The sequence below is a fragment of the Actinomycetospora sp. genome, assembly GCF_055612215.1.
Genome location: NZ_JBVPVA010000153.1, coordinates 1 through 12,447, shown reverse-complemented (window position 1 = coordinate 12,447; position 12,447 = coordinate 1). Strand labels below are relative to the sequence as shown.

Sequence of the window (12,447 nt, the reverse complement as noted above, 5' to 3'; positions counted from 1 at the left end):
CGCCGAGGCCGCGTCCGGGACCGCCGTGACCGCGAGCGCGCCCCTGGCGTCCCGCGCGACGACGACGGTCGCGACCGCGGTGCTGGGCACCGGCACCGTCGCGACGGCGGTCTCGCCGTTGGTGGTGCGGACGTCCATCGTCCAGGACTTGGCGTCGACCTGGGTGTACGAGGAGCCCGAGCCGTAGAACAGGCCCTGGGCGAGCGCGCCGCCGCCCCGGGCGAGGACGTCGACCGGCCCGACCCCGGCCGCCGCGGACACGACCCGGACGAGGGCCTTGCCGGGCGGGGCGGGGGTGTTGCCGTCGTCGAGGACCTCGGCCTGCGGAGTCGAACCCGGCCCGACGTCGACGAACGCGGCCGTCTGGGCCGACCGCGGCCCGACCGCGACGGAGGCGGTGAGGGCGGGCGGGGTCGAGGGCGCGGCTCCGGCCGGGCGGGCCTGGAGCGTGTAGACGCCCGGCGTCGCCGACAGGTAGCTGCTCAGCGTGCGGTAGGTGACGTCGGAGGCGACGCGGGTCAGCGGCAGGCCGGGGCCCTCGACGTACATGTCGACCGCGCCGGTGGAGGGGGAGAGGTGCGCGACGCGGAGGACCCCCTGGTCGCCGGTCGGCGGCCCGAACAGCGGCAGCGCGGCCGGCAGCGCGGGGGTCTGGAGGACGCCCGCGAGGACGTCGGCCGGCGCGACGAGGGGCACGGCCTGGGCGAGCGGCATCGTCGGGATGACGGTGGGGAGTGCGACGGGGCCGAGGGCGACGGGGCCGAGGGCGACCGGCGGCAGCGACACCGGCGGCAGCGACACCGGCGGCAGCGACACCGGCGGGACCTGGACGGCCGGCAGCGACACCGACGGCACCTGGACGGACGGCAGGGGGACCGAAGGCAGCGAGACCGACGGCACCTTCGCGGAGGGCACGGACACCGGCGGGACCCCGACGGCAGGCAGCTCCACGGCGGGGGCCTTCACCACGGGCACCTGGACGGCGGGGACCTGCACCGCGGGCACCTGGACGGCGGGGACCTTCACCGCCGGCACCTGGACGGTCGAGGCGCCGGACGACGCCGCTCCTCCCGACCCCGAGGCGCTCTCGAGCAGACGCGGGACGACCCCGGTCCGCGAGCTCTCGCCCGAGGAGGACTTCGCGCCCGAGGAGGACATGGAGGACGAGGACGTGGGGGAGGAGGCCTCGGACGACGACTTCGACGAGGACGTGTGGGAGTGCGAGCCGCCCGAGTGCGAGTCCCCCGAGTGCGACGATCCCGAGTGCGACGACCCCGAGTGCGACGATCCCGAGAGGGCACCGGCGAGGTCGAGGACCCCGCCGCCCGACCCCGAGCCCGACGACGCCGACCCCGACGACCCCGAACCGGACCCCGAGCGGGACGACCCGGACCCGTCGTCGTCGTGCTCCGCGAGCAGCGGGTGGCTCCCGGCCGCGAGCACGGTCGGGGACCCGCCCGGTGTGGACGTCGCGACCACGGCCAGACCGAAGGCCGACGTCACCACCATCGCCGTCGCCGCGCGCGCACTGCGTCTCATCGGGTGCCGCTCCCGTCCGTTCGGCCGCACCCTCCGACAGATGCGGCCACTCGACGGAGAAACGACCTTCACCTGTTCGCGTGACGCCGTTCGGGCGAGTATCGCAGCGTGACGAGGCGCGGACTCCGCGTGGAACGGGCACGATCGGTGCCATGACCGACCCCGCGTCCCCGAGGGCGCTGCCGCTGGAGGGCGTCCTGGTCGTGTCCTGCGAGCAGGCGGTCGCGGCCCCCCTCGCGACCCGCCACCTCGCCGACCTCGGTGCCCGCGTCGTGAAGGTGGAGCGCCCGGGGCGCGGCGACTTTGCGCGCGACTACGACACCGTCGTGAACGGGCTCTCCAGCCACTTCGTCTGGCTGAACCGCTCGAAGGAGTCGGTGACCGCGGACCTCAAGGACCCCGACCAGTTCAGCCGGATCCGCGAGCTCGTCGCCGGCGCGGACGTGTTCGTCCAGAACTTCGCCCCGGGGGCGGCCGAGCGGCTCGGGCTCGGCGCCGAGGACCTCCGCCGGGACCATCCGGGACTGATCCACTGCAGCATCTCCGGGTACGGCTCCACCGGGCCGTACCGCGACGCCAAGGCCTACGACCTGCTGATCCAGGCCGAGGTGGGCCTGGTGTCGGTGACGGGGACCGAGGACCACCCGGCGAAGGCGGGCATCCCCGCCGCCGACATCGGTGCGGGCATGTACGCGTTCTCCGGCATCCTCGCCGCGCTCTACGACCGGGAACGCACCGGCGAGGGGACGGCATTCGAGGTGAGCCTGTTCGACGCACTGAGCGAGTGGATGGGCTTCCCGCTGCACTACGCGGCGGGCAGCGGCCGCGCGCCGGTCCGGGCGGGGACGAGCCACGCCGCGATCGCGCCGTACGGGGCGTTCGCGGCGGGCGACGGCGTGGAGGTCGTGTTCGGCATCCAGAACGACCGCGAATGGCACCGCTTCTGCGAGGTGGTCCTCGGCGACGCGGGCCTCGCCGACGACGAGCGCTTCGCGACCGGCTCCGCGCGCCTCGAGCACCGGCCGGCGCTGCACGCGGCGATCGACGCGGTGCTGGCGGGACTGACCGGGGACCAGCTGGTCGAGCGGCTGGAGCGGGCGGGGGTCGCGAACGCCCGGCGTCGCACGCTCGACGAGGTGCTCACCCACCCGCAGCACGAGCAGCGCGGCCGGTTCGTCGAGGTCGACACCTCCGCCGGCCCCGTCCGGACGCTGCTGCCGCCGATCACGTTCGCCGACGGCCGGGCGCCGCGGATGGGCCCGGTGCCGGACGTGGGCCCGGCGGTCTGAGGCGCTCAGGCGTCGTCGGAGCTCTCGATGCCGAGCGGGCGTGCCCGCGCCCAGAGGAGGAAGACGACGGAGACGACGAGGAGGCCGACGCCGGTCCAGAGGTTGATCGAGATCCCGGCGGCGCGGGCGAGCTGCTCGGGTCCGTCGAGCAGCCCCCGGATCACGAGGACCACGCCGTAGACGCCGAGCAGGGCGCCGATCACGTAGCGCAGGTCGAACAGCCGCTGCATCCGGCTGCCGGTCTCGACGGTGGCCTGCGGGGTGCCGGGCTCCACGGGTTCGCTCATGATGACTCCCGGGTTCACGCGAAGACGATGTTGAGGACGACGGTGATGGCGAGCGCGACGCCGCCGAGCAGCACCGGCTTGCGGTACCAGACCCGCTCCTTGGTTGGCGCAGCGTCGGGACGACGCCGTCCGCCCCGGGGACGCCGTAGACGATGCCGGCGAGCCGCTCGGGCTCGGGCCGCGCGGTGGCGAGCGAGACGACCACGGTGACGATGATGTCGACGATGAACGCGGCGCCGGCCTGGTAGAAGCTGGTCGCGATCCCCGAGCCGAAGTCGACCACGCCGGCCTCGGCGAGGACGAACACCACGGTGCCCGCGACGACGCCCGTGAACAGGCCAGAGAAGCCGCCCCAGCCGGTGGTGCGCTTCCAGAACATGCCCAGGATGAAGGTCGCGAAGATCGGCGCGTTGAAGATCCCGAACAGCGACTGCAGGTAGGTCATGATGTTGTTGAACGACGACGCCAGGAGCGCGGTGAAGATCGCGATCACGACGCCGACGACGGTCACCCACCGGCCCGCCGTCAGGTAGTAGCGGTCGCTGCGGCCCTTCGCGAGGTAGGGCTGGAGCAGGTCGTAGGTGACGACCGTGTTGAGGGAGCTCACGTTCGCGGCCACGCCCGCCATGAACGAGGCGAACAGGCCGGTGAGCGCGATGCCGAGCACGCCCTCGGGGAGCAGCTGGCCGATCAGCGCGGGGATCGCGTCGTTGTACTCGAGGCCACCGGCGTTCTCGTTGCCGAAGTTCGGGATGGCGACGAGCGCGACGAGGCCGGGGATGACCGTCACGGCCGGGATGAAGATCTTCGGGAACGCGGCGATGAGCGGGGTGCGCTGGCTGGCGCTGCGGTCCTTGGCCGACAGGGCCCGCTGGATCTCGGCGAAGTTCGTGGTCCAGTAGCCGAAGCTCAGGACGAAGCCGAGACCGAGGACGATCGAGACCCAGTTGGCGCCGATCGGGTTGGTCACGTCCCCGACGCCGGTGCCCTGCCAGGCGTGCAGGCCCTCGGGACCGAGCGCGGACTGCGTGACCTTGGCCGTCAGCGCGGAGAAGCCGCCGACGTGGCGGACCGCGACGATCGCCAGCGGGATCAGCCCGGCGAGGATGACGAAGAACTGCAGCACCTCGCCGTAGATCGCCGAGCCCAGGCCGCCGAAGCCGATGTAGACGAGCACGACGGCGGCCGAGAGCACGATGCCCCAGATCTGCGGCAGGCCGAGCAGCGCGTTGAGCACGATCGCCAGGGCGTAGAGGTTGACGCCGGCGATGAGCACGGAGGCGATCGCGAAGACGGCCGCGTTGAGGACGTGCGTGCCGTTCCCGAAGCGGAGCCGGAGGAACTCCGGAACCGATCTGACCTTGGAGCGGTAGTAGAAGGGCATCATGACGATGCCGAGGAAGACCATCGCCGGGACGGCGCCGATCCAGTAGTAGTGCACCGTCGCGACGCCGTACTCGGCGCCGTTGGCGGCCATCCCGATGATCTCCGTCGCGCCGAGGTTGGCGGCGACGAACGCGAGGCCGGTGACCCATGCGGGGAGCGCACGGCCGGCGAGCAGGAAGTCCGCACTCGTCCCGACGGCGCGGCGTGCGACGACGCCGATGCCCAGCACGACCACGAAGTAGATCGCCAGGAGCGTGTAGTCCAGCCATCCCGGGTTCAGGCGCAGCATCGCGACCCCTTGCCGTCGAGGTGTTCCGAGAAGGTTCCCGTGAACGTTACCGTAAGGTGGCGCACAGGGTCGCCCGCGGCGGTGCCGGCCGTCAAGTGCGCATGAAGTACCGAGGTGAGGGGGCGGTCGATGACGACGCCGGACGAGGGCGGATCCGGGGGGCGGCCGGCGGGGGAGCCGTTGAGCGAACGGCGCCGTTCTGCCGCTGAGCGCCAGGAATGCGCCGTTGCTGACGTCCCGCCGGAGCCAGGGCCCGCCACCACCCCGGGCCTCGTCGTCAGCGAGGAGCGCCTCCCCGACGGCCGGGCCATCACCTACTTCGGGACCTCGCGGTGAGCGAGCGGCGCTACGACCCCACGCACGACGAGTGGGTCACCTTCGCCACGCACCGCCAGGACCGCACCTACAAGCCGCCGGCCGACGCGTGCCCGCTCTGTCCCACCCGACCCGGAGGCCCGGCGACCGAGATCCCGCGCGAGCACTTCGAGATCGCGGTCTTCGACAACCGCTTCCCCTCGCTGTCCACGACCCCGCCGGAGCCCGACGTCGCCGGCACCGACCTCGTCCCGGTCGAGCCCGCCTACGGGCACTGCGAGGTCGTCGTGTTCACCGACGAGCACGAGGCCACGCTCGCCTCGGTCGGCGTCGCGCGGGTCCGCCTGCTCGTCGATGCCTGGGCGCACCGGTTCGCGGCGCTCGCCGCCGACCCGCGCGTCGGCTACGTGCTGCCCTTCGAGAACAAGGGCGAGGCCGTCGGCGTGACGCTGCACCATCCGCACGGCCAGATCTACGCCTACCCCGACGTGCCGCCCCGCCCGGCGCGCGAGCAGCGCGCGGCCGCGGCGCACCGCGAGCGGACCGGGCGTTGCGTCTTCTGCGACGTCGTCGCCCAGGAGACCGGCGGTCCGCGCGTCGTCGTCGAGGGCACCCACTTCCTCGCCGGGGTGCCCCCGTGGGCGCGTTTCCCCTACGAGGTCGACCTCTGGAGCCGCGACCACGTCGGCACGCTGCCCGAGCTCGGCGCCGCCGCCCGCGACGACCTCGCCCGGGTCCTCGCCCGGGTCCTCGCCGGGTACGACGCGTACTTCGGCTTCCGGACCTCCTACCTGCTGGGCATCCACAGCGCCCCGGTGAACGTCGACGACGACGAGCGCGCGCTCGGCCACCTGCACCTCGAGATCTGCCCGCCGCACCGCGGGGAGGGCAAGCTCAAGTACCTGGCCGGTTCGGAGACGTTCGGCGGGGCCTTCCTCACCGACGTCGCCCCCGAGGTCGCGGGCGCCCGCCTGCGGGCGGCGGCCACCGACGTGGAGGTCCCGGCATGAGCGCGTCCGACGAGGTCCGCGAGGCCTTCGTCGCGGCGCACGGCCACGCCCCGGAGGGCGTCTTCTCGGCGCCGGGACGGGTCAACCTCATCGGCGAGCACACCGACCACAACGAGGGCCACGTGCTGCCCTTCGCGATCGACCGCCGCACGTGGGTCGCCGCCGGACGCCGGACCGACGGCACGGTCACCGTCCGGAGCTCCGACCCGGGCACCGAGCCGGTCACGGCCGCCGTCGGGACCCTCGGGGAGACGACCGGCTGGGCCGCGTACCCGCTCGGCACCGTGTGGGCGCTGGAGCAGGCGGGCCTCGAGCCCTCCGGGTGGGACCTCGTCGTGCACGGGGAGGTGCCGCTGGGCGCGGGGCTCTCCTCGTCGGCGGCGCTGGAGAGCGCCGTGGCGCTCGCGGTCGCGACGCTGGGCGGCGCCGACCTCGACCGGTTCGCGCTGGCGGCGGCCGGGCGGCGGGCCGAGAACGAGGTCGTCGGGGCGCCCGTGGGGATCATGGACCAGGCGGCGTCGCTGCTGTGCCGGGACGGCTCGGCGCTGCTGCTGGACTGCCGCTCGATGGCGAGCGAGGACGTCGCGCTCGGGCTCGCGGAGGCCGACCTCGGCATCCTCGTCGTCGACTCCCGGGTGCGCCACGACCTCGCCGACGGCGGGTACGCCGACCGCCACGCCGCGTGCGTGGCCGCGGCCGAGGCCCTGGGGGTGCCCGCGCTGCGCGACGCGGACCTCGCCGGGGTCGAGGGGCTGGCCGACGACGTGCTGCGCCGCCGCGCCCGCCACGTGGTCACCGAGGAGGCGCGGGTGCACGAGGTGGTCGCGCTGCTGCGGGCCGGGCGGCCCGCCGACGTCGGGCCGGTCGTCTCCGCCTCGCACGCCTCGCTGCGCGACGACTACGAGGTCTCCGTGCCGGAGGTCGACGCCCTGGTCGTCGCCGCCGAGGGTGCCGGGGCGCTGGGCGCCCGCATCGTCGGGGGCGGGTTCGGCGGCTCGGTGCTCGCGCTCGCCCCGCGCGCCGCGCTCGACGGCGTCGCCGCGGCCTGCCGGGCCGCCGCCCTCGGGCCCGAGCCGGGCGTGCGCGAGGTCGCGCCGGCTCCGGGTGCCCGGCGGGACCTCTAGGGTCGCCGACGTGGGTGACGCGGGTGAGGGTTGGCCGCCGCACCCCAGCGTGCGGGTGACGATCGACGACGTCGCCCGGGCCGCCGGGGTCTCCCGCCAGACCGTGTCGCGGGCCATGAACGGCAAGGCCGAGATCAGCGCCGCCACCCGCCGCCGGGTGCTCGCGACGATCGAGGAGCTCGACTACCGGCCCTCGGCCTTCGCCCGCGGGATGCGTACCCAACGGGCGGGGACGCTGGCGCTGGTCCTCTCCGACATCGCCAACCCGTTCTTCCCCGCCGTGGCCCGCGGGGTGTTCGACGCGGCGGCCGGGCGCGGCCTCGCCGTCGTCGTCCACAACACCGACGCCGACGCGGCCGCCGAGCAGGACGCGACCCGGGCCATCGTCGACTCCGGCGCGGCCGGGGCCATCGGCTTCTTCGAGGCGCTCGACGACGGGTCCCTGGTCGCCCTGGGCCGGCGCCTCCCGCTGGTGGTGGCCGACCGCCGCGCGCCCGGCGAGGGCGTCGCGTCGGTGCTCTCCGACTTCGCGACCGGCACCCGCGCCGCCGTCGAGCACCTCTACACCCGCGGGCACACGCGGCTGGGCATGCTCGACGGTGCCGTGGGCGTGGAGCGGGTGCGACGTCAGGCGTTCCTGGCCGTCCTGGGCGAGCACGGGCACCCCGAGCCGGGCGCGCACGTCGTCACCGGCCCGCCGACGGTCACCGCCGGCGCGGCCGCGGTCCGCGAGCTGCTGGCGCGCCATCCCGACGTGACCGGGGTGTTCGCGTTCAACGACCTGCTCGCGATCGGCGCGGTGCGCGCGCTGCGCGACGCCGGGCGCCGGGTCCCCGACGACGTGGCGGTGGTCGGCTACGACGACATCACCATGGCCGCGCTGCTCGACCCGCCGCTGACCACGGTGCACACCGACAAGTACGAGCTCGGCCGCACGCTGGTCGAGGTCCTGGGCCGCCGGCTGGACGGGCACGCCGCCGAGCACCGGGTGCTGGCGCCGCGGCTGGTGGTCCGCCGGAGCGCCTGACGGTCAGCGAACGCGCGCCCATACCGTCAGGCCGAGGTCCTCGGAGCGCAGCGGGGTGAGCCCGTCCGGCCCCTCGTCCTCGGTCACCGACACGGCCAGGCACTCGGCGGCCAGGGTGTCCGCACCATGGCGGACCGCGTCCACGGTGTCCTTGCGGGTGGCGGTCCACCACAGCTCGATCCGGTCGGAGACCTCGAAGCCGAGCTGCTTGCGGGCGTCCTGGACGAACCGGAGCACGTCGCGCAGCAGGCCGGCCTCGCGCAGCGCGTCGGTGAGCTCGGTGTCGAGCCCGACCGAGAGCCCGCCCTCCGAGCGCACCGCCCAGCCCTCGCGCGGGCTCTCCGACACGACGATCTCGTCGCCGGAGAGCGTGATCGCCTGGCCCTCCACGGTCACCGTGAGGACGCCGTCGACCGGGGCGTCGGTGGAGGCCTTCACGGCCTCGGCGACCGCGGGCGTCCGCTTCGCGAAGCGCTTGCCGAGCGCCCGGTAGTTCGGCTTGACCTCGATCTCGACGAGGTCGGAGCCGGCGGTCTCCACCGCGGCGACGTTGAGCTCCTCGGCGATCTCGGTGAGCAGCTCGCGCTCCTGGCCCGGGTGGTCGGCCGCGGCGGCCGCGAGCTCGGCGAACCCGGGGGCGGCGACGACCGCCCGCGAGAGCGGCTGGCGCGTCCGCACCCCGGACGCCGCCCGCGTCGAGCGCCCCAGCTCCACCACGCGGCGCACCAGCGCCATCTGGGTCCGCAACGCGCCCTCGGCGTCGTCGGGGGCGGTGAGCTGCGGCCAGGGCGCGAGGTGCACCGAGTCCGGCGTGCCCTCGGGCAGCCCGGCGCCGCCCTCGCCCTGCAGCAGGGTCCAGAGGTAGTCGGTGGCGAACGGCGTGAACGGCGCCATCAGGCGGCTGACCGTCTCCACGCACTCGTGCAGCGTCGCGAGCGCCGCGGCGTCGCCGTCCCAGAACCGGCGCCGGGAGCGGCGCACGTACCAGTTCGAGAGGTCGTCGACGAACGCGACGATCGCCCGGCCCGCGCGCGAGGAGTCGAAGTCGTCGAGCGCCTCGGTGACCTCGGCGACGCACGCGCGCAGCTCGCCCAGCGCCCAGCGGTCCATCGCGCCCCGGGCCGCGGGCTCCGGGGCGGGGTCGGTCGGCGACCAGCCGGCGGCGTTCGCGTAGGTGACCAGGAACGACGCGGTGTTCCAGTACGTCAGCAGGACCTTGCGGACGATCTCGCGGAGCGTCTCGTGGCCGACGCGCCGGTCGACCCACGGCGAGCCCTGCGCGAGCATCAGCCACCGCACCGCGTCCGCGCCGTGGGTGGAGAACAGCTCGAACGGGTCGAGGATGTTGCCGAGGTGCTTGGACATCTTGCGGCCGTGCTCGTCGAGCAGCAGGCCCAGGCACACGACGTTCTCGTACGACGACCGGTCGAACACCAGGGTGCCGACCGCCATCAGCGAGTAGAACCACCCGCGGGTCTGGTCGATCGCCTCGCAGATGTACTGCGCCGGGTAGGCCTGTTCGAAGTCGGCCTCGTGGTGATGCGGGGCGCCCCACTGGGCGAACGGCATCGCGCCGGAGTCGTACCAGACGTCGATGACGTCGGGCACGCGTCGCATCGTGCCGGTGCCCGACGGCGCCGGGAACGTCACGTCGTCGACGTAGGGGCGGTGCGGGTCGAGCGCGCTGAGGTCCTGGCCGGCGTGGGCGCCGAGTTCGGCGAGCGAGCCCACGACGACGAGCTCGGTCGGGTCCGCGTCGTTGCGCCAGACCGGGAGCGGGGTGCCCCAGTAGCGCTTGCGCGACAGCGCCCAGTCGACGTTGTTCTCCAGCCACGCGCCGTACCGGCCGTGCTTGATGTGCGGCGGGTACCAGGCGGTCTTCTCGTTCTCCTCGAGCAGGCGCTCGCGGATCTCGGTGGTGCGGATGAACCAGCTGGGCAGCGCGTAGTAGATCAGCGGCGTGTGGCAGCGCCAGCAGTGCGGATACGAGTGCTCGTAGTCCTCGGCGCGGAAGAGGACCCCGCGCGCGCGCAGGTCGTCGACCAGCGTCGGGTCGGCGCCCTTGAAGAACAGGCCGCCGACCAGCGGCACGTCGTCGAGGAAGTGGCCGTTCGCGCCGATCGGGTTGACCATCTCCAGGCCCTCGGCGCGCGCCACCTGGTGGTCCTCGGCGCCGAACGCGGGTGCCATGTGGACCAGGCCGGTCCCGGCGTCGGTGGTGACGTGGTCGCCGTGGACGATGCGGAAGGCCGTCGCCCCGAAGCGCTCGGCCTCGAGGAGCTCGAACGGCCGGGTGTAGTGCGAGCCGAGGAGCTCCTGGCCGCTGCGCCGTGCGGTGATCTCGGCGCCCTCGCCGAGGACGGGCGTGACGAGGTCCTCGGCGAGCACGAGGTCGGGACCGTCGGTCCGTGCCACGCGGGCGTAGGTGACGGACCGCTCCACGGCGACCGCGGTGTTCGACGGCAGCGTCCACGGCGTGGTCGTCCAGACCAGCAGGTCGGCGCCGGCCCAGACCCCGTCGGTGAGCGGGAAGCGGACGTACACGCTCGGGTCGACGTCGTCCTCGTAGCCGAGGGCGACCTCGTGGTCGGAGAGCGGCGTCTCGTCGCGCGGGCAGTACGGCGTGACCCGGTGGTCCTCGACCAGCAGGCCCTTGTCGAAGATGGTCTTGAGCGACCACCACACGCTCTCGACGTAGCGCGGGGCCATCGTCAGGTAGGCCTCGTCGAGGTCCACCCAGTAGCCCATGCGCTCGGTCATGGCGGCGAACGCCGAGACGTTGCGCAGCGCCGACTCCCGGCACGCCGCGTTGAACTCGGCGATCCCGTAGCGCTCGATGTCGGCCTTGCTGGTGAAGCCGAGCTCCTTCTCGACGGCGAGCTCGACGGGCAGGCCGTGGCAGTCCCAGCCGGCGCGGCGCGGCACGTGGTAGCCCCGCATCGTCTTGAAGCGGGGGAAGAGGTCCTTGAACGCGCGGGCCTCGACGTGGTGGGTGCCCGGCGTCCCGTTCGCGGTCGGCGGGCCCTCGTAGAAGATCCACGGCTCGCCCTGCGCGGTCTGCTCCAGCGACCGGCGGAACACGTCGCGCTTGTCCCACCGCTCGAGAATCTCCTGCTCGACGGCCGGCAGGTCGACGCTCGCGGGCAGGGGGGCGAAACTCGGACTCACGGGTGTTGCTTCCCTCGCACTGGTGGGGCGTGCCAACCACTCCAGCCTACCGAGCACCTCCCCGTGCCGGAGCGGCCGCGGTGACCTGCCGTGACCTGCGGCGACGCGAGGGCGGCCGGGGGGCGTCGGACGGGGGCGCCGTCGTGTTCTAGGATGGACGCCGTCGTCGGGCGGGGCCACGGGTCACGCTCGGTGATCGCCATGGGGTATGGTGTAATTGGCAACACGGCTGATTCTGGTTCAGTTGTTCTAGGTTCGAGTCCTGGTACCCCAGCTGCGAGCGGCGCTCCACGGGTCCGATAAGGTTCCCGGCGCTGTTCCTCCTAGGGCCCCGTCGTCTAGCGGCCTAGGACGCCGCCCTCTCAAGGCGGTAGCGGGGGTTCGAATCCCCTCGGGGCTACATCAGGTGTTCTACCGACTCAGCGCCGTGATCCGAGATCGGATCACGGCGCGTCGTCGTTCCGGGGCTCCGCGCCCACGGCGCCGCCGTCGACGAACACCGACGGGGTCGCGACGTCGTCGAACCACAGGTAGGCGAGCAGCACCGGCCGGTGGTCGGTCGCCATCGCGTGCGGCTGCCACGGGGCATGGTGGATCAGCTCCCCGGCCGGCTCGTCGACCCAGCCGTCGCCGTGGTCCCAGCGGATCGCGCCGAGCGGGATGTAATACTCCTCGGCCGGGTGGTGGTGGGCGCGGTAGTGGACGTCCGGGCCGAGCAGCACGAGACCGACGACGACCTCGTCCTCCGCCGAGCCGCGCAGGGCCGCGTGGGCGTAGCCGTCGAACAGCGCGGAGTCGGAGGCGTAGGAGGCCGTCCGGGTCCAGCCGGCCCGCGCCGAGACCAGCGCGACGGCCGCCCGCAGCTGGGGGTCGACCTCGTCCGCGACCCGGGCGAGCGCGTCGTCGAGGTGGGCGAGCGCGGGCAGGTCCGGAGGCGTGTCCACCAGGTGCGGCGGCCCGCCGAGGCTCGCGACGGCCATCATCTCGGCCATGGCCCCGCGACGGCCCAGGGC

The 12,447-nt window shown here is 74.0% G+C and carries 8 protein-coding genes, 2 tRNA genes and 1 pseudogene; 6 read left to right on the top strand and 5 right to left on the bottom strand.

The window, feature by feature from the left end; genetic code table 11:
* A partial coding sequence (locus AC0CYZ_RS04385; RefSeq protein ID WP_472212710.1) for a DUF4397 domain-containing protein occupies positions 1–1,539 on the bottom strand: 1,539 nt, incomplete at its 3' end.
* A gap of 152 nt (positions 1,540–1,691) precedes the next feature.
* Here AC0CYZ_RS04385 and AC0CYZ_RS04380 point away from each other — a divergent pair.
* On the top strand, positions 1,692–2,828 hold the full coding sequence (locus AC0CYZ_RS04380; protein ID WP_472212709.1) for a CaiB/BaiF CoA transferase family protein: 1,137 nt from the start codon (positions 1,692–1,694) through the stop codon (positions 2,826–2,828).
* Between the two features lie 5 nt (positions 2,829–2,833).
* Here AC0CYZ_RS04380 and AC0CYZ_RS04375 read toward each other — a convergent pair whose 3' ends face one another.
* Entirely contained in the window at positions 2,834–3,115 is a 282-nt protein-coding gene (locus AC0CYZ_RS04375) for a hypothetical protein (RefSeq protein ID WP_472212707.1), read from the bottom strand.
* A gap of 385 nt (positions 3,116–3,500) precedes the next feature.
* A pseudogene (locus tag AC0CYZ_RS04370) lies at positions 3,501–4,790 on the bottom strand (sodium:solute symporter family protein); the annotation flags it as partial.
* Positions 4,791–5,122: 332 nt separating this feature from the next.
* Between AC0CYZ_RS04370 and galT the strand changes: the two are divergent.
* From galT to AC0CYZ_RS04355, 3 genes are read left to right on the top strand one after another with little or no spacing between them, the layout of a single operon-like run.
* The gene (gene galT, locus AC0CYZ_RS04365; protein WP_472212706.1) at positions 5,123–6,115 is read left to right on the top strand and encodes a galactose-1-phosphate uridylyltransferase; all 993 of its coding nucleotides are present in this window, start codon (positions 5,123–5,125) and stop codon (positions 6,113–6,115) included.
* Positions 6,112–7,239: a galactokinase gene (gene galK / locus AC0CYZ_RS04360; protein ID WP_472212704.1), complete on the top strand. Its 1,128-nt coding sequence runs from the start codon at positions 6,112–6,114 to the stop codon at positions 7,237–7,239. Before galT ends, galK begins: the two co-directional genes overlap by 4 nt.
* A gap of 10 nt (positions 7,240–7,249) precedes the next feature.
* A complete protein-coding gene (locus AC0CYZ_RS04355; RefSeq protein WP_472212702.1) occupies positions 7,250–8,266 on the top strand; it encodes a LacI family DNA-binding transcriptional regulator in 1,017 nt (338 codons plus the stop codon).
* A 3-nt stretch (positions 8,267–8,269) separates the two neighbouring features.
* Here AC0CYZ_RS04355 and ileS read toward each other — a convergent pair whose 3' ends face one another.
* Entirely contained in the window at positions 8,270–11,434 is a 3,165-nt protein-coding gene (ileS, locus tag AC0CYZ_RS04350; RefSeq protein ID WP_472212700.1) for an isoleucine--tRNA ligase, read from the bottom strand.
* 202 nt (positions 11,435–11,636) lie between these two features.
* Between ileS and AC0CYZ_RS04345 the strand changes: the two genes are divergently transcribed.
* Together AC0CYZ_RS04345 and AC0CYZ_RS04340 are read left to right on the top strand one after the other, a co-directional pair.
* Positions 11,637–11,708 (top strand) — tRNA-Gln (locus AC0CYZ_RS04345).
* Between the two features lie 53 nt (positions 11,709–11,761).
* Positions 11,762–11,834, top strand: a tRNA-Glu gene (locus tag AC0CYZ_RS04340).
* 43 nt (positions 11,835–11,877) lie between these two features.
* Here AC0CYZ_RS04340 and AC0CYZ_RS04335 read toward each other — a convergent pair.
* Positions 11,878–12,447: dimethylsulfonioproprionate lyase family protein (locus AC0CYZ_RS04335; RefSeq protein ID WP_472212698.1), on the bottom strand; the 570-nt coding region annotated here is incomplete at its 5' end.

What these genes read in the sequence shown, in the direction of transcription:
- AC0CYZ_RS04375 (WP_472212707.1), bottom strand. Translation starts at nt 3,115, where the DNA reads ATGAGCGAACCCGTGGAGCCCGGCACCCCGCAGGCCACCGTCGAGACC.
- AC0CYZ_RS04380 (WP_472212709.1), top strand. Translation starts at nt 1,692, where the DNA reads ATGACCGACCCCGCGTCCCCGAGGGCGCTGCCGCTGGAGGGCGTCCTG.
- galK (WP_472212704.1), top strand. Translation starts at nt 6,112, where the DNA reads ATGAGCGCGTCCGACGAGGTCCGCGAGGCCTTCGTCGCGGCGCACGGC.